Annotated in this window: 16 protein-coding genes; all 16 read left to right on the top strand. The window is 55.1% G+C overall.

Annotated elements, in window-relative coordinates; genetic code table 11:
* The first annotated feature begins 12 nt into the window (after window positions 1-12).
* The 16 genes from ACLJRS_RS21200 (at window position 13) to ratA (ending at window position 23,432) form a co-directional block, all read left to right on the top strand.
* Entirely contained in the window at window positions 13-2,391 is a 2,379-nt protein-coding gene (locus ACLJRS_RS21200; RefSeq protein ID WP_001670153.1) for a DmsA/YnfE/YnfF family dimethyl sulfoxide reductase, read from the top strand.
* Window positions 2,388-3,017, top strand: a complete 630-nt coding sequence (locus ACLJRS_RS21195; RefSeq protein WP_000077440.1) for a DMSO/selenate family reductase complex B subunit — start codon at window positions 2,388-2,390, stop codon at window positions 3,015-3,017. The genes ACLJRS_RS21200 and ACLJRS_RS21195 overlap by 4 nt, the downstream gene beginning before the upstream one ends.
* A complete protein-coding gene (locus ACLJRS_RS21190; protein WP_000544874.1) occupies window positions 3,010-3,819 on the top strand; it encodes a dimethyl sulfoxide reductase anchor subunit family protein in 810 nt (269 codons plus the stop codon). Before ACLJRS_RS21195 ends, ACLJRS_RS21190 begins: the two co-directional genes overlap by 8 nt.
* Entirely contained in the window at window positions 3,819-4,682 is an 864-nt protein-coding gene (locus ACLJRS_RS21185) for a 4Fe-4S dicluster domain-containing protein (RefSeq protein ID WP_410957897.1), read from the top strand. The genes ACLJRS_RS21190 and ACLJRS_RS21185 overlap by 1 nt, the downstream gene beginning before the upstream one ends.
* A 120-nt stretch (window positions 4,683-4,802) precedes the next feature.
* Window positions 4,803-5,234: a nucleoside-diphosphate kinase gene (gene ndk / locus ACLJRS_RS21180; protein ID WP_000963846.1), complete on the top strand. Its 432-nt coding sequence runs from the start codon at window positions 4,803-4,805 to the stop codon at window positions 5,232-5,234.
* A gap of 206 nt (window positions 5,235-5,440) precedes the next feature.
* The gene (locus tag ACLJRS_RS21175) at window positions 5,441-6,607 is read left to right on the top strand and encodes a bifunctional tRNA (adenosine(37)-C2)-methyltransferase TrmG/ribosomal RNA large subunit methyltransferase RlmN (protein WP_000003206.1); all 1,167 of its coding nucleotides are present in this window, start codon (window positions 5,441-5,443) and stop codon (window positions 6,605-6,607) included.
* A 291-nt stretch (window positions 6,608-6,898) separates the two neighbouring features.
* Window positions 6,899-7,903, top strand: coding sequence for a cytoskeleton protein RodZ (gene rodZ / locus ACLJRS_RS21170; RefSeq protein ID WP_001090898.1), 1,005 nt, complete (start codon window positions 6,899-6,901; stop codon window positions 7,901-7,903).
* A 26-nt stretch (window positions 7,904-7,929) separates the two neighbouring features.
* Window positions 7,930-9,048 (top strand): flavodoxin-dependent (E)-4-hydroxy-3-methylbut-2-enyl-diphosphate synthase, encoded by a 1,119-nt coding sequence (ispG, locus tag ACLJRS_RS21165; protein WP_000551804.1) that lies wholly within the window; start codon window positions 7,930-7,932, stop codon window positions 9,046-9,048.
* A 110-nt stretch (window positions 9,049-9,158) separates the two neighbouring features.
* Entirely contained in the window at window positions 9,159-10,433 is a 1,275-nt protein-coding gene (gene hisS, locus ACLJRS_RS21160) for a histidine--tRNA ligase (RefSeq protein ID WP_001107146.1), read from the top strand.
* Between the two features lie 13 nt (window positions 10,434-10,446).
* Window positions 10,447-11,067 carry a YfgM family protein gene (locus ACLJRS_RS21155; protein ID WP_000409190.1) on the top strand — a complete coding sequence of 207 codons (621 nt, stop codon included), beginning with the start codon at window positions 10,447-10,449 and terminating at the stop codon, window positions 11,065-11,067.
* A gap of 10 nt (window positions 11,068-11,077) precedes the next feature.
* Window positions 11,078-12,256, top strand: coding sequence for an outer membrane protein assembly factor BamB (gene bamB, locus ACLJRS_RS21150; RefSeq protein WP_001177072.1), 1,179 nt, complete (start codon window positions 11,078-11,080; stop codon window positions 12,254-12,256).
* A 118-nt stretch (window positions 12,257-12,374) separates the two neighbouring features.
* Window positions 12,375-13,847, top strand: coding sequence for a ribosome biogenesis GTPase Der (gene der, locus ACLJRS_RS21145; RefSeq protein ID WP_000249411.1), 1,473 nt, complete (start codon window positions 12,375-12,377; stop codon window positions 13,845-13,847).
* An 88-nt stretch (window positions 13,848-13,935) separates the two neighbouring features.
* Entirely contained in the window at window positions 13,936-14,157 is a 222-nt protein-coding gene (locus ACLJRS_RS21140) for a zinc ribbon domain-containing protein (protein WP_000406466.1), read from the top strand.
* Window positions 14,158-14,502: 345 nt separating this feature from the next.
* Complete coding sequence (gene sinH / locus ACLJRS_RS21135; RefSeq protein ID WP_000252221.1) at window positions 14,503-16,695, top strand: intimin-like inverse autotransporter SinH; 2,193 nt, start codon at window positions 14,503-14,505, stop codon at window positions 16,693-16,695.
* A 57-nt stretch (window positions 16,696-16,752) separates the two neighbouring features.
* Window positions 16,753-17,715, top strand: a complete 963-nt coding sequence (locus ACLJRS_RS21130; RefSeq protein ID WP_001149074.1) for a SinI family autotransporter-associated protein — start codon at window positions 16,753-16,755, stop codon at window positions 17,713-17,715.
* A gap of 119 nt (window positions 17,716-17,834) precedes the next feature.
* Window positions 17,835-23,432, top strand: coding sequence for a DUF823/DUF824 repeat adhesin RatA (gene ratA / locus ACLJRS_RS21125; RefSeq protein WP_000375796.1), 5,598 nt, complete (start codon window positions 17,835-17,837; stop codon window positions 23,430-23,432).
* Window positions 23,433-23,547: the final 115 nt, after the last annotated feature.

Below are 23,547 nucleotides of genomic sequence, written 5' to 3'. Positions count from 1 at the left end.
ACGAGTCGGATCATGAAAAATATAAAAAGCCAGGGAAATGGCGAACAGCCCGCTATTTCTCGCCGCCACTTTATCCAGGCCAGCTCCGCGCTTATTGCGTTACCGTTTGTCTCCTCGCCAGCTACCGCTCAGGCGCGCGCTGTGACGGCAACTGAAAACAGGCCTGCGGAAAAAGTCGTTCAGACATGCAGCACTTTTGACTGCGGGGGCAAATGCGATATTCGGGCGCATGTTAGTGACGGTATCGTGACGCGAATTTCAACGCGACCGGATAATGCGCTGGATGCGCAAATGCCGGTGATGCGTGCCTGTGTTCGTGGACGCGCATACCGTAAATTTGTTTATCATCCTGACAGACTTAAATATCCCATGAAGCGCGTAGGAAAACGCGGTGAAGGAAAATTTGAGCGAATTTCCTGGGATGAAGCGACAACCTTAATCGCCGATAATTTAAAATCGATTACTGAAAAATATGGCCCGGCTTCGCGCTATGTTCATGTTGGTACCGCCGTTTCCGGCGGCACCTTTTCCGGCGATAAAATGGCACGTCGCCTGTTGAATCTGACCGGCGGATATCTCGAAAGCTACCATTCTGTGAGTATGGGCAACACGGCGGCCGCGACGCCTTATACTTACGGCATTGCCGCCAGCGGCAGTTCACTGGATACGCTTTTGGACACCAAACTGGTGATTCTGTGGGGCCATAACCCGACGGAGACCATTTTTGGTCATACCAACTATTTCTTGCAGAAGATGAAGCAGAACGGTACGCGGTTTATCGTGGTTGATCCGCGCTATTCCGACACCGTTTCGTCGCTGGCGGATCAGTGGATCCCGCTGCTGCCCACCACCGACAATGCGCTGATGGACGCGATGATGTACGTCATCATCAGCGAGAATCTGCACGATCGCGCATTTATTGCGCGTTACGCTATCGGTTTTGATGAAGACTCAATGCCGGAAGGCGTACCGGCTAACGAATCGCTGGTGGCGTATCTGACCGGCGCCAAAGACGGTGTCGTTAAGTCCCCCGAGTGGGCGGAAAAGATCACCCATGTGCCGGCGCAAACCATTCGCCAGTTAGCGCGTGATTACGCGAATACCAAACCCGCCGCGTTGATTCAGGGGTGGGGACCACAGCGCCACAACTGCGGCGAGCGCACCGCGCGCGGTTCGACTCTACTGGCGACCATTACCGGTAATGTCGGCATCAAAGGCGGTTGGGCTGCGGGTTACGGCGGCTGCGCTAACCGTAAATTCGCCGCGGGTCCGGAGATGCCGGATAACCCGGTAAAAGCCAAAATTTCGGTGATGAACTGGGTGCAGGCCGCAGACGACGCCAGCAAAGTGACGCCGGATATGGGGCTGAAAGATGCCGATAAGCTGGACAGTAACATCCGTATTCTGTTCTCGCTGGCCGGGAACTATCTGGCGAATCAGAACCCCGATCTGCACCTGGCGGTACGCGTACTGGAGGATGAATCAAAGATCCAGTTTATTGTCGCCAGCGATCTGTTTATGACGCCGAGCGCGAAATACGCTGATCTACTGCTGCCGGAAACCAGCTTTATGGAACGCTGGAACATCGGTGAAACCTGGGGCACGGCAAGCTACCTGATACTCTCTGAAAAACTGATCGAGCCTGAATTTGAGCGTCGCTCCGACTACGACTGGCTACGTGAGGTGGCGGCGAAATTAGGCATTGAGAATGAATTTAGCCAGGGGCGCGATGAGAAAGCGTGGATTGAACACATCTGGGAACAGACGCGCCTGGCGATGCCGGACGAAAATCTGCCGGATTTCGCCACGCTGCAAAAGACCCGTCAGCATCTGTTCAAAAGCGCGCCATTTATCGCCTTTGAAGACAATATTCGCGATCCGGAAAATCATCCGTTCCCGACGCCGTCAGGGAAAATAGAGATCTTCTCGAAGCGTCTGTACGACATGCAGCATCCGGAAATCCCGGCGTTGTCGCACTACGTTCCCGCGCATGAAGGCCCGGAGGATGCGCTGGCGAAAGATTTTCCGCTCCAGTTAATTACGTGGAAAGGAAAAAACCGCGCCAACTCAACGCAATACGCTAACCCGTGGCTGATTGAAGTGCAGCAGCAGACATTGTGGATCAACCCGCAGGATGCGCAAAAGCGCGGCATTACGCATGGCGATATGGTGCGCATTCATAACTCACGCGGAATTTGCGAAATCCCGGCGGAAGTGACGCCGCGCATTATTCCCGGCGTTGTCGCGATGCAGGCCGGCGCCTGGTGGCAGCCGGATGAGAACGGTATTGATAAAGGCGGCTGTGCGAACGTCCTCAGCTCGGCCCGTATTACCGCCCTGGCGAAGGGAAATTCACATCAAACCATGCTGGTGGAGGTGGCTAAAGCATGAGTCAGTTTACACATTACCCGCCGGTGAGCGATAAACAACTGGGGTTTTTCATCGACTCCTCACGCTGCTCCGGTTGTAAAGCCTGCCAGGTGGCCTGCAAAGACAAAAACAATCTGGAAGTAGGCCGTCGTTTCCGCCGCGTCTATGAAGTCAAGGGCGGAAGTTTCATCCCGACCGGGCAGGGCGGGGTCAGCAATAACGTATTTGCTTATACGCTTTCTATTTCCTGCAACCACTGTGCGGACCCTGTCTGCACCAAAAATTGCCCGACTACCGCTATGCATAAACGCCCGGGCGACGGCATTGTGCGCGTTGATACCGACAAATGCGTCGGCTGTGGCTATTGCGCCTGGTCCTGCCCTTATGGCGCGCCACAGCTTAACGAGCAGACCGGCCAAATGTCTAAGTGCGACATGTGCGTTGATTTACTGGCGAAAGGTGAATCGCCCGTCTGTGTCGCGACCTGTCCGCTTGAGGCCATCAAGTTTGGCCCGATTGATGAACTGCGCGCGAAGTACGGTAGCGTATGCGACGTTAACGGGCTGCCAGATTCATCAATAACCAAACCTAATCTGGTTGTCAAAGCGCATCAGGGCGCAGAAAAAGAGGGTAAACGCCATGCATGAGTTACCGCTGCTGATTTTTACGCTCTGTTTGCAAGGGTCCGTGGGCGTGACTCTGTGGCTGGCGTTGGGCCGCCAGTACGCCGTAGAGGGACGGGTGCCTGCACACGGCGCGCTTCCCGCGATGGCGGGGGCGTTTGTACTGGCCTGCGTAGGGCTGCTTGCTTCAGCGCTGCACATGGGCTATCCCCTGAATGCGCTAAATGCGTTACGTCATGTCGCCAGTTCGTGGCTGAGTCGCGAAATCGTCTTTGCCAGCCTTTATCTGGCGGCGCTGGGGCTAGGGATTGTGCTGCTGTTTTTCCGAAAGCCAGGCTGGCAGCCGCTGCTGGCGCTGGCGGCAGCGTTTGGGCTGGTGGATGTATTCTGCATGGCGCAGGTTTATATCCATGCCTCGGTGGCGACCTGGCAGCATAGCAACACGCTGGCGCTGTTCTTTGGCACGTCAGGCATTATCGGCTCGGTAGTCATTGCGCTGGCTTATCTGCGCAACGCTGGCGCCGCAATGCGCTGCGCTGTGGTGGTGGTCGCACTGATGGTGCTGATTCGCCTGATCATGCAGCCGCTATGGCTGGCGGATATTAATGCGGTGGATACGACGGTCGTCACTTTCCCGCATCATCCGCTACAGGCGCTGGCGCAGTTGCGCGACGTCTATCTTCTCGGCTGGTGTGTCTCAGCGGCGGGAATGCTCTGCTTTGCCGCAGGCGGTCTGCGAAACGCCAGAGGGACTCTGGTGGCGGGCAGCGTATTGCTGCTTCTCGGCGAGATTATGCTGCGCTACGTCTTCTTTAGTATTGGCTGATGGTTAACCTGACGATCGATCCGGCGGTAGACGTGACGCAGGCCTGCGTCCGTCGTCGCTTTCGTTTTTCTTCCTGCCGCGCTTGCGCTGATGTTTGTCCGGCGCAGGCGTTTTCGCTGGCGCAGGGGCAGGTCAGCATAGATACGACGCGCTGCATAGCCTGTGGCGACTGTCTGTTTGTCTGTCCTGTTGACGCCATTACCGGTATCAAACCGGTTAAACGCTTTTTGCAGGGGGATACGTTGGTGGGGCCGTTTTCGCTACAGGCGCCAACGGTCGATGAACTGCTTCTCTGGCACAGCCAGTACGGTATTCGCTTTATTGATATTGCGGTGGAGCGATCGGCGCAGTGGCTGATGGCGCTGGCGAGGCTAAATTTAGCGCTGCGCCGCTACGGCGAGCCGGGCTGGTCTTTCAAACACGTTGTCGGCGCGGAGATTAACGCCTCGCGGCGCACTCTGTTTCATGTTCCGCGCGACGCCATTACCCCGTGCGCCGTCGAGCCGGGGAAACGGCGTCTCAGACAGGCGTTTTCCGCGTTCAGCGAATGCGTACCCGAAATCAGTCCGCAAGAGTGCAGGATGTGCGGCGCCTGCTGGCGAAGCTGCCCGGAGAACGTTATCCAGTTTGACGACAATACCCTGACGATAGCGGCGGCGCGTTGTACGGGATGCGGCGGCTGTGCGGCGGTATGTCCGCATCAGGCGCTGCGGCTGCGTTTTGACGTGGAACCCGCGTCAACGCGGCATAGTGCGGTGCATACGCTCACCTGCGAAAGCTGCAAACGTACTTTCCATGCTCTCACGCCTGAACACATGCACTGCGTGCTGTGTCAGTCCCCTGAGTTTGCTGTGCGCCTTTAACTTTTGTTGCTAATGCTCATTTTATTTTAAAAAAATGTTACCTGCATCCATAGGCAATTGATGGGATGCTCTTTATAATCCGCGCCTGACATAACCACAGAACATATTTCAGAGGTAAACATGGCTATTGAACGGACTTTTTCCATCATTAAACCCAACGCGGTGGCAAAAAACGTTATTGGCAGCATCTTTGCGCGCTTTGAAGCTGCAGGGTTCAAAATTGTTGGCACTAAAATGCTGCACCTGACCGTTGAGCAGGCGCGCGGCTTCTATGCTGAGCACGACGGCAAGCCGTTCTTTGACGGTCTGGTGGAGTTCATGACCTCTGGCCCTATCGTGGTATCCGTGCTGGAAAGTGAAAATGCGGTACAGCGTCATCGCGATCTGCTTGGCGCCACCAATCCGGCGAACGCGTTGGCGGGTACGCTGCGCGCCGACTACGCTGATAGCTTAACTGAAAACGGCACCCACGGTTCGGATTCGCTGGAATCCGCGCAGCGCGAAATCGCCTTTTTCTTCGGTGAAGGCGAAGTGTGCCCGCGCACCCGTTAATCTCCTTCGTCTTTCACGCTGTAAATGCGTTGGCGATAAATTATCGGTTCAAATATTATTTTTGCTAATGCCGCGTGCAGACGTGGCATCCTTACGCCAGAATTTGTACAATGCAGCGCCCCCGGACGAGCAGTAAGCTTACCGGGGCGTTTCTTTTTTCAACCCTCCAGGGGCCATAACGTGTAATAACGAGGCCGGAATAGCATATGTCTGAACAAATTGTCACACCTGAAAGCAGTACCCCGGTAGTTCTTAACAACGAAACAAAAATCAACCTGCTGGATCTCAACCGTCAGCAGATGCGCGAGTTTTTTAAAAACTTAGGTGAAAAGCCTTTCCGCGCCGATCAGGTGATGAAATGGATGTATCACTATTGCTGCGATAATTTTGATGAGATGACCGACATCAACAAAGTGTTGCGCGGCAAATTAAAAGAGGTCGCGGAAATCCGCGCGCCGGAGGTCGTTGAAGAGCAGCGTTCCTCAGACGGCACCATTAAGTGGGCGATTGCTGTCGGCGATCAGCGCGTTGAAACGGTCTATATCCCGGAAGACGACCGCGCTACGCTGTGTGTCTCTTCACAGGTAGGATGCGCGCTGGAGTGCAAGTTTTGTTCAACTGCGCAGCAGGGCTTTAACCGCAACCTGCGCGTATCGGAAATTATCGGTCAGGTCTGGCGTGCGGCGAAAATCGTCGGCGCGGCCAAAGTCACCGGCCAGCGTCCGATCACCAACGTGGTCATGATGGGGATGGGCGAGCCATTGCTTAACCTGACCAATGTCGTACCGGCGATGGAAATTATGCTCGATGACTTTGGTTTCGGCCTGTCCAAACGTCGTGTCACGCTCTCAACGTCAGGCGTGGTGCCTGCGCTGGATAAACTGGGCGATATGATAGATGTCGCGCTGGCTATCTCCTTACATGCGCCGAATGACACTATTCGCGACGAAATCGTCCCGATCAACAAAAAATACAATATCGAAACGTTCCTGGGCGCGGTTCGCCGCTATCTGGAGAAATCCAACGCCAATCAGGGGCGCGTGACGATTGAATACGTAATGCTTGACCACGTTAACGACGGCACTGAACACGCGCATCAACTGGCGGAGCTACTAAAAGAGACGCCTTGTAAGATTAATCTGATTCCGTGGAACCCGTTCCCTGGCGCGCCGTATGGCCGCAGCTCTAACAGCCGTATCGATCGCTTTTCTAAAGTTTTGATGAGTTATGGTTTCACGACCATCGTACGCAAGACGCGTGGCGATGACATTGATGCGGCATGCGGACAGTTGGCAGGCGATGTGATTGACCGTACTAAACGTACCCTGCGTAAGCGTATGCAGGGAGAGGTGATTGACATCAAGGCTATTTGATAGCAGTTGTGCCACGGGGCATTCATTATACCGTGGCGCAATGTCAGTTGAATAATGTCTGGCGTTGTACTTGTCTGGTCAATAATAACGGTGCGTTTTTGTCGACTTTAAGGCAGTATGTAATGGTGCAACAAGAGTTTAGCCTTGTGTCTTAGCGGTTTTGTCATCTGCGGCCTGACAGGCTTATACTGTCTGACTAAGGTTAACTAACCTGATGTTTCGCGGTGTGGGCGGGCATTACGGCTCGTCGGCGCCTGAATCCTAATTTACACGTACCTGTAGCTGTAGCGAATGAATACTGAAGCCACGCACGACCAAAATGAAGCACAAACCACCGGCGTTCGTCTGCGCAATGCCCGTGAACAACTCGGACTCAGCCAGCAGGCTGTCGCTGAGCGACTTTGCCTGAAGGTTTCTACGGTACGCGATATTGAAGAAGATAAGGCGCCGTCCGATCTTGCTTCAACCTTCCTGCGCGGATATATCCGCTCATATGCGCGTCTGGTGCATGTTCCAGAAGAGGAACTGCTGCCGGGGCTGGAAAAGCAGGCCCCGCTGCGCGCCGCTAAAGTCGCCCCGATGCAGAGTTTCTCATTAGGAAAGCGTCGTAAAAAACGCGACGGCTGGTTAATGTCTTTTACCTGGCTGGTACTGTTTGTGGTCGTAGGGCTGACCGGCGCCTGGTGGTGGCAGAACCACAAGGCGCAGCAGGAAGAGATCACGACAATGGCCGATCAAAGCACGGCTGAACTGAACGCAGATAAAGACAGCGGCCAAAGCGTACCGCTGGACACCCGTGACGCGACAAGCCAGGATACGACGCCAGCGCAAACGGCTCCGGCGCCTGCGACGCCGGTTGATTCGACGGCGGCGACGCAAACGCCAGCGCCAACGGCGGCGGCAACGCAAAATACGGTAGTCGCGCCTTCGCAGGCGAATGTCGATACGGCTGCGACATCTGCCGCGCCAGCGGCAACGGAGACGCCGTCCGCGCTGCCGACCAGTCAGGCTGGCGTAGCGGCGCCTGCTGCCGATCCGAACGCGCTGGTGATGAATTTTACCGCTGACTGTTGGCTCGAAGTCACTGACGCCACGGGTAAGAAGCTGTTTAGCGGTATGCAGCGTAAAGATGGTAATTTAAACCTAACCGGTCAGGCGCCTTATAAACTTAAAATTGGCGCGCCGGCCGCGGTGCAGATCCAGTATCAAGGAAAACCTGTCGATCTGAGCCGCTTTATCAGAACTAATCAGGTTGCGCGTCTGACCCTTAATGCCGAACCGACACCGGCGCAGTAACAGACGGGTAACGCGGGAGGTTTTTCATGCATAACCAGGCTCCGATTCAACGTAGAAAATCGACACGTATTTACGTTGGGAATGTGCCGATTGGCGATGGTGCCCCTATCGCCGTCCAGTCGATGACTAACACGCGTACCACTGACGTGGAAGCGACGGTTAATCAGATCAAAGCGCTGGAGCGCGTTGGCGCAGATATTGTTCGTGTTTCTGTACCGACAATGGACGCCGCCGAAGCGTTCAAGCTTATCAAACAGCAGGTTAACGTCCCGCTGGTTGCCGATATTCACTTCGACTACCGCATTGCGCTGAAAGTAGCGGAATACGGCGTTGACTGCTTGCGTATCAACCCCGGCAATATCGGTAACGAAGAACGTATTCGTATGGTGGTGGACTGCGCGCGCGACAAAAACATCCCTATTCGTATCGGCGTAAACGCCGGATCGCTGGAAAAAGATCTGCAGGAAAAATACGGTGAGCCGACGCCGCAGGCGTTGCTGGAATCAGCCATGCGCCATGTCGATCATCTCGATCGTCTCAACTTTGATCAGTTCAAAGTGAGCGTAAAAGCGTCCGATGTATTCCTTGCCGTTGAGTCTTATCGTTTGTTGGCTAAACAGATCGATCAGCCGCTGCATCTGGGGATCACCGAAGCGGGCGGCGCGCGTAGCGGGGCGGTCAAGTCGGCGATCGGTTTAGGTCTGCTGTTATCGGAAGGCATCGGCGACACGCTGCGCGTATCGTTGGCCGCCGACCCGGTGGAAGAGATCAAAGTCGGTTTTGATATCCTGAAGTCGCTGCGCATTCGCGCGCGCGGCATCAATTTCATCGCCTGCCCGACCTGTTCTCGTCAGGAGTTCGACGTTATCGGCACGGTGAACGCGCTGGAGCAGCGTCTGGAAGATATCATCACCCCGATGGACGTCTCGATCATCGGTTGCGTAGTGAACGGGCCGGGCGAAGCGCTGGTATCGACGCTGGGCGTGACGGGCGGCAATAAGAAAAGTGGCCTGTATGAAGACGGCGTGCGTAAGGACAGACTCGATAACGACGATATGATCGCGCAGCTTGAATCCCGTATTCGCGCGAAAGCAAGTCAACTTGATGAAGCGCGTCGGATTGACGTGTTGCAGGTTGAAAAATAAGAACGTGATGGGAAGCGGCGCGCTTCCCGTGTATGATTGAACCCGCATGGCTCCCGGTTCGTTCGGGGAAGCGCTGAGGGTTCATTTTTATATTCAGAAAGAGAATAAACGTGGCAAAAAACATTCAAGCCATTCGCGGCATGAACGATTATCTGCCTGGCGAAACCGCCATCTGGCAGCGCATTGAAGGCACACTCAAAAACGTGCTCGGCAGCTACGGTTACAGTGAAATCCGCTTGCCGATTGTAGAGCAGACCCCGTTATTCAAACGCGCGATCGGTGAAGTTACTGACGTGGTTGAAAAAGAGATGTACACCTTTGAGGATCGCAACGGCGATAGCCTGACATTGCGCCCTGAAGGTACGGCGGGCTGTGTACGCGCCGGCATCGAACATGGTCTCCTGTACAATCAGGAACAGCGTTTGTGGTATATCGGGCCGATGTTCCGTCATGAGCGTCCGCAAAAAGGCCGCTACCGTCAGTTCCACCAGCTAGGTGCCGAAGTCTTTGGCTTACAAGGCCCGGATATCGACGCGGAACTGATTATGCTGACCGCACGCTGGTGGCGCGCGCTGGGCATCTCTGAACACGTTAGCCTGGAGCTGAACTCTATTGGTTCCTTAGAGGCGCGTGCGAACTATCGCGATGCGCTGGTCGCGTTCCTCGAACAGCATCAAGAGACGTTGGACGAAGACTGCAAACGCCGTATGTATACCAATCCGCTGCGCGTGCTGGATTCAAAAAATCCGGACGTGCAGGCGCTGCTCAACGACGCGCCCGCTCTCGGCGACTATCTCGATGACGATTCACGCGAGCACTTTGCCGGCCTGTGTAAATTGCTGGACGCGGCGGGAATTGCCTACACCGTCAACCAGCGGCTGGTACGCGGTCTGGACTACTACAACCGCACCGTATTTGAATGGGTAACAAACAGTCTGGGGTCACAAGGCACCGTCTGTGCGGGTGGTCGTTATGACGGTCTGGTGGAACAATTGGGCGGTCGCGCTACCCCGGCAGTGGGCTTTGCGATGGGCCTGGAACGACTTGTTTTGTTAGTTCAGGCAGTTAATCCGGAATTTATTGCCTCTCCTGTTGTCGATATATACCTGGTAGCTGCCGGCGCACAAACGCAGTCTGCGGCAATGACGCTGGCGGAGCGGCTGCGCGATGAAATGCCAGGCGTGAAGCTAATGACAAACCACGGCGGCGGCAACTTTAAGAAACAGTTTGCCCGCGCCGATAAGTGGGGCGCCCGTATTGCACTGGTTCTTGGCGAATCTGAAGTCGCCGATGGGACTGTTGTAGTGAAGGATTTGCGCTCCGGTGAGCAAACGGCAGTGGCGCAGGACAGCGTTGCCGCGCATTTGCGCACTTTATTGGGCTAAGGAGAAGGACAGCGTGGAAATTTACGAGAACGAACACGACCAGGTGGATGCGATTAAACGCTTCTTTGCCGAAAACGGCAAAGCGCTGGCTGTCGGAGTGATTTTAGGGGTTGGCGCGCTGGTTGGCTGGCGTTACTGGAGCAGCCATCAGACGGAGTCCGCGCGTGCTGCTTCTCTGGCGTATCAAAATGCGGTGACGGCGGTAAGCGCCGATAAGCCGGATAGCATTCCCGCCGCTGAAAAATTCGCGGCTGAGAATAAAAACACCTATGGTGCGCTGGCGTCTATGGAACTGGCGCAGCAGTTTGTGGATAAGAATGAACTTAAAAAAGCCGAAGCCCAGTTGCAGCAGGGGTTGGCGGCCACCAGCGATGAAAATCTCAAAGCGGTGATTAATCTGCGTCTCGCTCGCGTTCAGTTGCAGCTTAAGCAAGCCGACGCCGCGCTGAAAACTCTGGATGCCGTTAAAGGCGAAGGATGGACAGCCATTGTCGCTGATTTGCGCGGCGAAGCGTTGCTGAGTAAGGGTGATAAAAAAGGCGCGCGCAGCGCATGGGAAGCGGGCGTCAATAGCGATGCCTCTCCGGCGTTGAGCGAAATGATGCAGATGAAAATCAATAATTTGTCCATCTGAGAGGGACCCGATGCAATTGCGTAAATTACTTCTGCCAGGGTTGCTTTCCGTTACCCTGCTCAGCGGCTGTTCACTGTTTAGCGGCGAAGAAGATGTCGTCAAGATGTCTCCATTACCGCAGGTTGAAAACCAGTTTACCCCGACCACTGTCTGGAGCACCTCTGTCGGTAACGGAATTGGCGAATTTTATTCTAACCTTCATCCGGTAATGGCAGATAACGTGGTCTATGCAGCCGATCGCGCGGGCGTGGTAAAAGCGCTCAATGCGGATGATGGCAAAGAGATCTGGTCTGTGAATCTGGGCGAGAAAGACGGCTGGTTCTCTCGTTCGTCCGCGCTGTTGTCCGGCGGCGTCACTGTTGCGGGCGGTCACGTCTATATCGGCAGTGAAAAGGCCGAGGTTTATGCGCTGAATACCAGCGACGGTACCACAGCATGGCAGACGAAGGTCGCAGGCGAAGCGTTGTCTCGCCCGGTTGTCAGTGATGGAATCGTCCTTATCCATACCAGCAACGGTCAGTTGCAGGCGCTAAATCAGGCGGATGGCGCCATTAAATGGACGGTGAACCTGGATATGCCTTCGCTGTCGCTGCGCGGCGAATCTGCGCCGGCAACCGCGTTCGGCGCGGCTATCGTTGGTGGTGATAATGGCCGCGTCAGCGCCGTGTTGATGCAACAAGGCCAGATGATTTGGCAGCAGCGTATCTCCCAGGCCACTGGCCCAACGGAAATTGACCGTCTGAGCGACGTCGATACCACGCCGGTTGTGGTAAACGGCGTCGTTTATGCGTTGGCGTATAATGGTAACTTAACGGCGCTGGATCTGCGCAGTGGTCAGATTATGTGGAAACGCGAGCTGGGGTCGGTCAATGACTTTATCGTCGACGGCGACCGTATCTACCTGGTCGATCAGAACGATCGCGTGCTGGCGCTGACCACTGACGGCGGCGTAACGCTGTGGACGCAAAGCGATCTGCTGCACCGTTTGCTGACCTCCCCGGTGCTGTATAATGGTGATTTAGTCGTCGGCGATAGCGAAGGTTATCTGCACTGGATTAATGTTGATGACGGGCGTTTTGTGGCCCAACAAAAAGTAGACAGTTCCGGTTTTCTGACCGAACCGACGGTGGCGGATGGTAAACTGCTCATCCAGGCCAAAGACGGTACGGTCTACGCGATTACGCGTTAATCGTCACGGTTGTGTGTTTTAAAAAACGGCTCCTGGTGTAGGGGCCGTTTTCCTGTTTTTAACAACGGCGTAAAAATGACGCGCGTTGTCTGATGATTTTTTTAATGAGGCTTTAAACATGGTACCTGTGGTCGCGCTTGTCGGGCGCCCTAACGTCGGAAAATCCACGCTATTTAACCGTCTGACCCGCACCCGAGATGCGCTGGTTGCGGATTTCCCGGGTCTGACTCGTGACCGTAAGTACGGTCGTGCGGAAGTTGAAGGCCGCGAGTTTATCTGTATCGACACCGGCGGTATTGACGGCACCGAAGATGGCGTCGAAACGCGGATGGCGGAGCAGTCGCTGCTGGCGATTGAAGAAGCGGATGTGGTGTTATTCATGGTAGATGCGCGCGCTGGCCTGATGCCGGCGGATGAAGCGATTGCCAAACATCTACGTTCCCGTGAAAAACCGACCTTCCTGGTGGCGAATAAAACGGATGGTCTCGACCCCGATCAGGCGGTTGTCGATTTCTACTCGCTGGGATTAGGCGAAATTTACCCTATCGCCGCCTCACATGGTCGCGGCGTATTGAGCCTGCTGGAACATGTGCTTCTGCCGTGGATGGATGATGTCGCGCCGCAGGAAGAGGTGGATGAAGACGCGGAATACTGGGCGCAGTTCGAGGCGGAACAAAATGGCGAAGAAGCGCCGGAAGATGATTTTGACCCGCAAAGCCTGCCGATAAAGCTGGCGATTGTCGGTCGCCCGAACGTAGGTAAGTCCACACTCACTAACCGTATTCTCGGCGAAGAGCGCGTGGTGGTATACGACATGCCGGGCACCACTCGCGACAGCATTTATATCCCGATGGAACGCGACGAACGGGAATATGTGCTGATTGACACGGCAGGGGTGCGTAAGCGCGGAAAAATCACCGATGCGGTAGAAAAGTTCTCGGTGATTAAAACGTTGCAGGCGATTGAAGACGCTAACGTCGTACTGTTGGTTATCGATGCGCGCGAGGGGATCTCCGACCAGGATTTGTCTCTGCTGGGCTTTATCCTCAATAGTGGGCGCTCACTCGTTATCGTAGTCAACAAATGGGATGGCCTGAGCCAGGAAGTCAAAGAGCAGGTGAAAGAGACGCTGGATTTCCGTCTGGGCTTTATTGATTTTGCCCGCGTTCATTTTATCTCTGCGCTACACGGCAGCGGTGTCGGCAACCTGTTTGAGTCCGTACGCGAGGCTTACGACAGTTCCACTCGCCGGGTGAGCACTGCGATGCTGACCCGTATCATGACGATGGCGGTGGAAGATCATCAGCCGCCGCTGGTGCGCGGTCGCCGTGTAAAACTGAAATATGCCCACGCTGGCGGCTATAACCCGCCGATTGTGGTGATTCACGGCAACCAGGTAAAAGATCTGCCAGACTCCTATAAGCGCTATCTGATGAACTACTTCCGCAAGTCGTTGGAAGTGATGGGGACGCCGATTCGCATTCAGTTTAAAGAAGGGGAGAACCCGTATGCGAACAAGCGTAACACACTGACGCCAACGCAAATGCGCAAACGTAAGCGTCTGATGAAACATATCAAGAAAAGCAAGTAATGCTTTTTCAGTAATATTCCAGGCCTGACAAGCGCTGCGCTATCAGGCCTTTCAAGTAAAAGTGAGTCACGCGCCTGAGGAGAATGTTATGGAAATAACCTGCCCCGTTTGCCATCACGCGCTGGAGCGCAATGGCGATACAGCGCATTGCGAGACATGCGCTAAAGATTTCTCGTTACAGGCACTTTGTCCTGACTGCCGCCAGCCGTTACAGGTTTTGAAAGCCTGCGGCGCAGTGGACTATTTTTGCCAGAACGGTCATGGTTTAATTTCAAAAAAACGGGTTAATTTCGTCATTTCCGATCAATAAAACCGCTGTCGACGTTGCGCCGCAGAGCAGAGGCGCCGACGTCTTATCCGGCTAAGGGCAAAAGCGTTATTCGATACTCCCGTAATATCAGCATAGTATCCTGCCCGGCGGTTATTTTATTCTTTTTATTGATTCAACTATTTATAGGGAATATTATTCCCGAAAATTAATATTAGAAATAAATAACAGCTTTCTTTTTATTTATTATATCAATATTATAAATCTGTTTCATATTAAACTTTTCTTTTTAGGAATATATTTAGGCCTGTTAGTTATGATTCCATCTGAATCATCCATATAATATCTTTTCATAGAGGCGTGTTTATTTAACGACAGGGATATCATATGGTGCGAAGGATTCGCATTCTGGTTTTGCTATTAGTGTCTGGAGTCTCAGTTGCGGCTTCTGGCGCAGATAACTCTGCATCTGCAAATGATGAAAGCCACTCCTCCCTGCCTGATTTAGCCAGCGAATCCGCGAAAAAAGAAGAACAGGAAAATAAAGGAAAGTCCTTTAAAGAACAGGGCGCTGACTACTTTATTAATTCCGCCACCCAGGGCTTTGATAATCTCACCCCGGAAGCGCTGGAATCCCAGGCGCGTAGCTATTTGCAAAACCAAATCACTTCCTCAGCACAGTCATATCTTGAAGGTGTAATGTCACCTTATGGCAAGATCCGTACCAGCCTGTCCGTGGGCGAAGGCGGCGATCTGGACGGCAGTTCGCTGGATTATTTTATTCCCTGGTATGACAACCAGAGCACGCTTTTCTTTAGCCAGATTTCGGCTCAGCGTAAGGAAGACCGCACCATTGGTAACTTTGGGCTTGGCGTTCGCCAGAACGTCGGCAACTGGCTGCTTGGCGGCAACGCATTCTATGACTACGATTTTACGCGCGGTCACCGTCGATTAGGTCTGGGAACCGAAGCCTGGACGGATTACCTGAAATTCTCCGGCAACTATTACCATCCTCTTTCTGACTGGAAAGACTCCGAAGATTTCGACTTTTATGAAGAACGACCCGCGCGCGGCTGGGATATCCGCATGGAAAGCTGGCTGCCGTTTTATCCGCAGCTTGGCGCTAAATTAGTTTACGAACAGTACTACGGCGATGAAGTAGCGCTGTTTGGCACCGATAATCTGCAAAAAGATCCTCATGCCGTCACTTTGGGGCTGGAATATACGCCGGTACCGCTGGTCACGGTTGGTACGGATTACAAAGCCGGTACTGGCGATAGTAACGACTTTAGCGTTAACGCGACCGTGAACTACCAGATAGGCACGCCGCTGGCGGCGCAGCTCGATCCGGAAAACGTTAAAATTCAGCACTCCTTAATGGGCAGCCGCACCGATTTTGTCGATCGTAACAATTTCATCATTCTCGAATATCGCGAGAAAGATCCGCTGGACGTCACGTTGTGGCTGAAGGCTGACGCCACCAATGAACACCCGGAATGCGTGATTGAAGATACGCCTGAGGCCGCGGTGGGGCTGGAGAAATGTAAGTGGACTGTCAACGCGCTGATTAACCACCATTACAAAATTATTTCTGCCTCCTGGCAGGCGAAAAACAACGCCGCCCGTACGCTGGTGATGCCGGTGGTAAAAGCTAATGCGTTAACCGAAGGCAACAATAACAGCTGGAATCTGGTGCTTCCTGCCTGGGTTAATGCCGATACCGAAGAGCAGCGCACCGCCCTGAACACCTGGAAAGTACGCATGACGCTGGAAGATGAAAAGGGCAATAAGCAGAACTCCGGCGTGGTGGAAATCACCGTCCAGCAGGATCGCAAAATTGAGCTGATCGTCAACAACATTGCCGATACCGATCGCAGCGATCACAGCCATGAAGCCAGCGCGCTGGCCGATGGCGAAGACGGCGTGGTGATGGATCTGCTGATCACCGATTCCTTTGGCGACTCCACGGATCGCAATGGTAACGAACTGGTGGACGATGCCATGACGCCCGTGTTGTACGACAGCAATGATAAAAAAGTCACCCTGGCCCAGACGCCCTGCACCACGGAAACCCCCTGCGTGTTTATTGCCAGTCGTGACAAAGAAGCGGGGACGGTGACGCTTTCCAGCACCCTGCCGGGGACTTTCCGCTGGAAGGCGAAAGCAGACGCCTATGGCGACAGTAACTACGTTGATGTCACTTTTATCGGCGACAACCTGAGCGCGCTGAATGCGGTGATTTATCAGGTCAAAGCCGCCAACCCTGTCAACCTTATCGGCAAAGAAGATAGGCACCCTACGGTCAATAATGCTTACCGTTTCCTGCTGTGGCGCGACAAAAATAAAGACGGCGTATTCCAGATGTCCGAGCAGCTCACGGAAGAAGAGATGGCGCTGTACGACTACCAGTGGGAGTTTACCGGGCAGAGTACAAACGGACATACCGGCGCGCTGGCCAACACCATGAATGAAGATCTTGTCCTGCCAGTAACCAATAAAGAGGCGGCGCAGAAGTTTGCCGCCAATGTGGAAGATGGCGTTCAGGGTTACGGCATACGCGTTACGTATAGTCAGAAATAGCGTCAGCGTTGTGGCTGACCAGCCAGCCGCTGAATTTTGAGAAAAAGGAGAGTCTGAATGCAAGCAACAGTAAAACGGCGGCTGACGAAGGTCGCTTTAGCATTAGTAGTTGCCGGGTATTGCGCCGCGCCAGCGGTGGCGGCAAACGGTAATCTGAAATCGGGGCAGTGGCAGATTGTCTCTGAACAGACGGGCACCATTCAGGGTACGGTGCCGTGGATTACCCGTGCGGCGGATAAAACTGCGGATACCGACAAAGATCACGTAACGGTAACTATCGATCGCGGCGATCGTAAAATTGTGACCGAAGGCGATAAGCAGTTCCACGTTGGCGATAAGGTCACGGTCAACTGGGCGATTGGCGATACGGAAGGCGACCTGGATGTCGACAACGCCGCCACGAAACTGACGGTGCAGTGGATGAGATACAGCGACCAGAATGGTAGCAATCCCGAAGAGATTGGCACCAAAGGCAGCGATACCTATGAAATTCAGGCGGGTGACGCAGACCATTATATCGGTATCAAAATCACCCCAACCACCACCACCGGTGACCCAGCCGTGGCAACCGAACTGCTGTTGAAAGACCTGTCGACCGATGCGGGCGGTGGTGCGGATGGCGACGACATTCCGGAAGGTCCGGTGGTGGATGAAAACGTCCATGTGGTTATCTATGAGTCTGGCTCAACCACCAACCTGCTGGGTACCTCTACTCCGCTCAAAACCGACACTACCTATAAAGTGCTGCTGTGGAGCGATAAGAACAGCAACGGCACCTATGATACTGGTGAAGACGTTACCAGCCAGTATGACTACCGCTGGAAATTCGTCGGCACCAGTAAAATTGCAGGTACCGGTAGCGGCGGTATCGTCAACGAAAACTGGAACGATAAAGACCTTGTCATCCCGCTTACCAACGCCGAAGCGAAAGAGGCGTTCGAGGGTGCGGAAGGCGGCGTTACCGTGGGTAGCGACGGTGTCCAGGGCTTTGGTCTGTCCATCGACTACAAACGCAAATAAGTTGTCCTCAACATACCACTCCCCGCGGGGAGTGGTATTTTCCGCGCACTTTGCTTAGCCGCGCGCTAAGCAAAGTGGGTTGAATTACGACAGAGAATGAAAACGGGTGGCTATCGCTCATGGACAGGAATCGGCAAGTGAATAAAGTTGTACATTTCTTACTGACATTACTGATCATGTTTGCAGTGTCGATCGCACCTGCGCAGGCGCTATTAAAGGGCGGAACCTGGCAAGAGCTGAACTCAGTCACCGGTGCGGTTAACGGCACCGCGCCGCTGGCCGACGGCGCTATTATCCCCCTTTACCAGGGAAGTACGCTGCTTGACCCGAGCAAAACCCACGATATTGAATTCAGCGCCATGCCGCGCGATTTTAGCGCGGATGCTACCTCAACCTCGATGCGGGCGGTCAATTCCACCGATACCGAAGGCGATCTCTTTAGCGATCCGCCCACCATCGCCTGGGAAAACCGCCAGCCGCCCGCCATGGGCCTGGTATGGGCCGATGCCGCCACGCCCGACACGCCGCTCTCGCCGCAGCCGGTTCCGAACCTGACCTTTTGCGCCCAAAACCTCGCCGGGCGACAGCTGGTGGCCTGGGCGCAGGTGGAAGATGAAACCAACGTTCCCGCGCTGTGGCTCTTTACGCGTACCGGGGTGCCGAATTATGCGACCATTCCGCTGTTAAGCCCGAAAGTGGCGCTGAATATCAAACCAGCGGTGAGCGACCCTGTTTCTGTGAGCGGCGATCATGTCGATGCCAGTTTTGAAGCATCGAAAGTTAAGGTCGGAGAAAGTATTACTCTTACTGTCACCACCAAAGCGTGTGATGGCGAACCTGCGATCAATGCGCCGTTTGTGATCCGTCGCGAGGATGCAATAAATCGCCAGGGTGTGGTCAATAACGCTAACCCGGTGCGCGTTGGCAATACCGAGTTAACGACTGCGCAAACAGAATATCATGGTGTAACGGACGGGCAGGGCAACGCCACGGTGGTGGTAACGCAAGAGAACGGTCCGGGGGTAAAAACGCGACTTATCGTCTCTTCGCAAAACTATCCCACGCTGACCGACAATGTCGACGTCATTTTCACCACCATCACCAGCCCGGACAGCGATAAGGCCAGTATGTACGGCCACATGATAGAGAGCACCACCGCGACGCTGAACGGTATAACCTACACTTTTACCCGCCCGAAGCTGGCGGCGGAAGCGAGCGGCGCTGACAAAAGCGTCGTCGATACCAACGAAACCTGGGCGCTGTTCGACTGGAACGGCGCCGATAACCATTGCAATATTCTGCCGGACGCCGAACAACTGGTGCAGATGCGACATGAGCACAGCACGCTGGCAACGTACACCGGCTGGCCGGCGACGGACGATGCCGAATACTGGTCGTCGACCAAAGATCAGATGAGCGGCTACCACGCTGCCGTACATATGAACAGCGCGTCGGTTGCCAGGGCCGCCGACAGCGACACGCTGCTGGTCAGCTGTGTGGATAAAGCCCAGCCTGCGGCGCACCCGCAGATTACTCTCTCCCCACAAGGACCGTATAAAGCGCAGGTGGGGGAGTCGATTGATCTGACGATGACCGTAGTTGACCGGGACACGCAAAAACCGCTGCCTTACCGCTACATGGAGCTGTTTATCGACCCGGCGAAAAACCGCAAAGGGGAACATCAGGACGCATGGGATAACCTGCGGGTCACCGTTGATTCCGAAGGTATGAGCGCCTCGTCGCCGGAGCACTATACCGGCGTGACTGACGTCAACGGCCAGGCGCACCTGACGTTAAAACATAACAGCGGCCTGGGCGTCGAAACGCCCATCCGCATCGTGATGCCGGACGACGAAGGCGGCAACGTCGAGCTGTCCTTTAGCGTAATTTTCACCGTGGTCACCAGCCCGGACGTGGACGGCGCCAACATGTGGGGCCATATGCGCGGCGTGGTGGACGCGGGCAACCTGTACAAACGTCCGCTGCTGGCGGTGGAGGCCAGCCATAAAGACGGCCAATTCAGCGAAAATAACGAAGAGTGGGCGACGTTTAACTCCGTGGCGTCGGCCACCGCGCAGTGCGGTGTCGGCCAGGTGCCGGATCAGTCGTCGCTGGCGCATTTGTACAGCGAACATACGGGCGGACAGATGGAAAGCGAGCACGGCTGGCCGACTGAAGATTATTTCATCGCCGCCGACAGCGACGCCTCCGGGACGGTACACGTCAACCTCGAAAACGGCGATAGCGGCAAATTTACCGATACGCCCAACTACCTGACCTGCTCGGCCAATGAAATGGTGGCGGTGCTGGACGTCTACTTCAACGACGACCCGGTGATCAAAAACGCCGACGCCAAAGTGGGTGAACAGGTTAAGATGAACATCCATTCGCGCAACGCCCTTAACGGCATAGCGATCGGCAATACCGACTTCACCATCACCATGGCGAACGGCAGGCGGCGTGACGGGCTGACGACCGGCTTTACCGATACCAGCAACGGCGAGATGCAGTTTGACGACGTGGGCTACGTTGCCGGGCAGGTTTATCACGGGATCACCGACGCTAACGGCGATGCGACCATTATCCTCACCCAGAAAAAGGGCGTGGGGCTGCTGACGCCGTTAAATATTGCGCCCGTCGATTCATTAATCAGCACGCCGGTTTCCCGCAGCGTGAAGTTTACCGTCGCCACCAGCCCGGATACGCCAGCGGCCAAAATGTGGGGCCATATGGCCGACACGATTACCGTGGGCGACTGGACTTTTGAGCGGCCCAAACTGGCGGGTGAAGTGAGCAACCCGCTGCGTACCCAGGACGAGAGCAATGAGACCTGGGCGCGCGTGGCCCATAGCGACGCGGTGGGCAACCCGGATGCGGGCGGCTGCGCGGCGAACCGCCTGCCGCGCATCGACCAGCTTGAGGCGCTGTATAACGCCAACAGCGGCGGCAAGATTCACAGCATTCAGGGCTGGCCGACCTATCTTAACTACTGGTCGTCCACCTACCAGAGCGCCACCACCTGGAAACTGATCGCGCTGACGAACGGCAGTGAATTTGCCAACAGCAACGTCTCGATTTACGCCAGCTGCCTGGCCAGCGATAACCCGGTGGCGGCGTCCATCACCATTGAACCGGTCAATCCGTCGCAGTGGTACGACGGCAGCGACGTCCACGCGGTCAAAGTGAAAAAGGGCGAGACGATGCAGCTCAAGGTGACGGTGAAGGACGCCAGCGGCAACCCGATCCCGGAAGCGCCGTTTGTGCTCACCCGCGGCGACGGTTACGATCGCCGGGGCGAAAAGTATACCGCTCAGGACGGTGACGATCTGCAAGGCATCGTGACGCCCGTGGTGATCGACGGCGAATCGCTGGCATGGACCACCACCAAAATGGGGTCGCAGACCGGCACTGACGGCACCCGTATCATCAGCGTCACCCGCCCGGACACCCACGGCACCCGCACCGCGATTAACGCGACGCTGTATGAAAATGCCGCCGTGAGTGCCAGCATCGACACTATCTTTACCGTCGTCACCAGCCCGGATGTCAGCGTCGCCCGCATGTGGGGGCATATGGCGCCATCGCTGACGGCGGCGGATGGCGCGGTGTACCAGCGCCCGCTGCTGTACGCTGAGCTGTCCAGTACGGACAATACTGCGTCTAAGCAAGAAACCAACGAAACCTGGGCGGTTTTTCATGGGCCAGCCAGTGAAGGGGCCAATCCGGCCCGTTGCGCGGCGGGCTATTACCCTGCCGTTGAGGCGCTGGATTCGCTCTACAGCAAATACCCGAGCCGAACGATAAATACCGCCCAGGGCTGGCCGGTCTACTATTCTTACTGGAGCGGATCGAACTCGACGTCATTTTCCAGCGGGGCAAAACTTGACTTCTATTACGCAGTCGATCTGGCTGATGGTTCGCGTCGGTCAGAAAACAGCGCGACCAGCACTGCCTGGCAGTATCAAATTTGCGCCACGACGCCGCTGCCGCAGGCCACGCAGATTACCCTCACCTCCCCGCAGGCGATGGATGACGCTATTCAGGCGGTGAAGGCGAAAAACAGCGAGTCGATCCCGCTACTCATCACCACTACCGATGCGATGGGCAACCCGGTGCCTTATGCGACTTTTTCGCTTAAACGCGACGCCGGGAAGGCGCGCAACCCTGACTATAATAAATTTGTAGCCACTAACGGCACCAACATGACGGTGACGCCGCTCACCGGTGCGCAGCAACAGTTTTACTATGCCACATCGGTTCTGACCGGCGCCACCGGCGCGGATGGTACGCTGGCCCTGACGCTTGCCGAACCCGGCGGCATAGGGTTGAAAAACCAGCTGACCGCGAATCTGAACGATACGCCGACGGCGACCTCATCGCTGCCGGTGGTGTTCACCGTCCTCACCAGCCCGGACAGCGACAAGGCCAACATGTACGGCCATATGCCGGAGACCTTCACCGCCAGCAACGGTGCGGAGTTTAAGCGCCCGCTGGTGGCAGGCGAGCCCTCATCGGAGGCGCACACGGATACCTATTTCGAAACCAATGAAAACTGGATCATGGTGAATAGTTTTAATACCGGCAATTACGGCGGGTGTCCGATGAACCAGATGGCTGCGATAGATGATTTCACTGCGCTGTACAACGATCACCCAAGCGGCAAGGTGGCGACCGATATTGGATTGCCCGTCGGGAAGCGGTGGTGGGCGGGGGATAGCCTGCTGAAAGGCTCAACCCTTTACTGGCAGTATAAAGATCTCAAGACGGGGAAAAACTACAGCATGTCGGAAAACCCGGGTAACTACTACTTACAACTCTGCCTGACAACATCGCGCAGCGGGCTGAATATCGCGCTCTCTTCCGACGCATGGAACGCCGATAAATCAGCGGCCATGGCGAAAAAAGGCGAAACGATACCGATGACGGTAACGGTGACTAACGACGCCGGGCAGCCGCAGGCCGGGGTGGCCGTACTGTTGACGCGTGATTACGCTTATTCGCGCGGTGCGGTGGATAAGCAATACATTGAACCAGGCGTGATTGGCGAGCCGGTTCCGTTTACAACTTCGCCTGCGAATATGATGCTGACGCCGATTGCACCTGCGGGTACGGCAGTGGCGTTTAATAACCAGAATGGCCTCAGCACAAAATGGTCTGGCTTCACCGGCGATGACGGTAAGTTGCGGTTTACGTTAACTCAGGATAAATCGCTGGGGTTAAAAACGTCTGTCACGGCGGCGCTTGCGAATCAATTTGATGAGGCGGCGAGCGTGGATGCGATCTTTACGGTGCAAACCAGCCCGGACACGCCGTATGCGTCCTACTGGGGTCATATGCCGGATACCGTGCAGGTAAACGGCGTTACGCTGCGCCGCCCGTACCTGAAAGCCGAGCTCTCTGCCGCGCCCCGGGATACCTGGCCGTTTAATAATGAAATCTGGGGGACGAACTATTATTATCAGTCCGAACACGTGGAAACGTCGTTGACGCATCTTTGCGGATCGCAGGAAAATATAGCCTCGCTGGACGATCTGAAAGCGTTGCAGAGCGTTATCGGCACGTTGCAATGGCCGACGACATCATCCTGGGACTATGTGTCGCAAGATGAAGGTCAAAGCAATAAGTACTACTGTTCATTTAACGAAACGACCGGCCAGACAACCTGTACTCGTGAAAAAGCGACGACCTCGGGCTTAGGCTCGTGCCGGGTGCCGTAGTGAATGGGGAATGGGGCCGGGAGCGGGTTTGAATGTTGGGTGACGCTTTGCGGCGCCCAACCTGGGTATCCCTTGTAGCTGGCGCTGTTCCGGTAGCGATGTATTTTTACGTTTT

This window comes from Salmonella sp. SAL00670 (genome assembly GCF_046552235.1).
Lineage (GTDB): Bacteria > Pseudomonadota > Gammaproteobacteria > Enterobacterales > Enterobacteriaceae > Salmonella > Salmonella enterica.
This window is presented reverse-complemented; position numbering and strand designations above follow the sequence as displayed.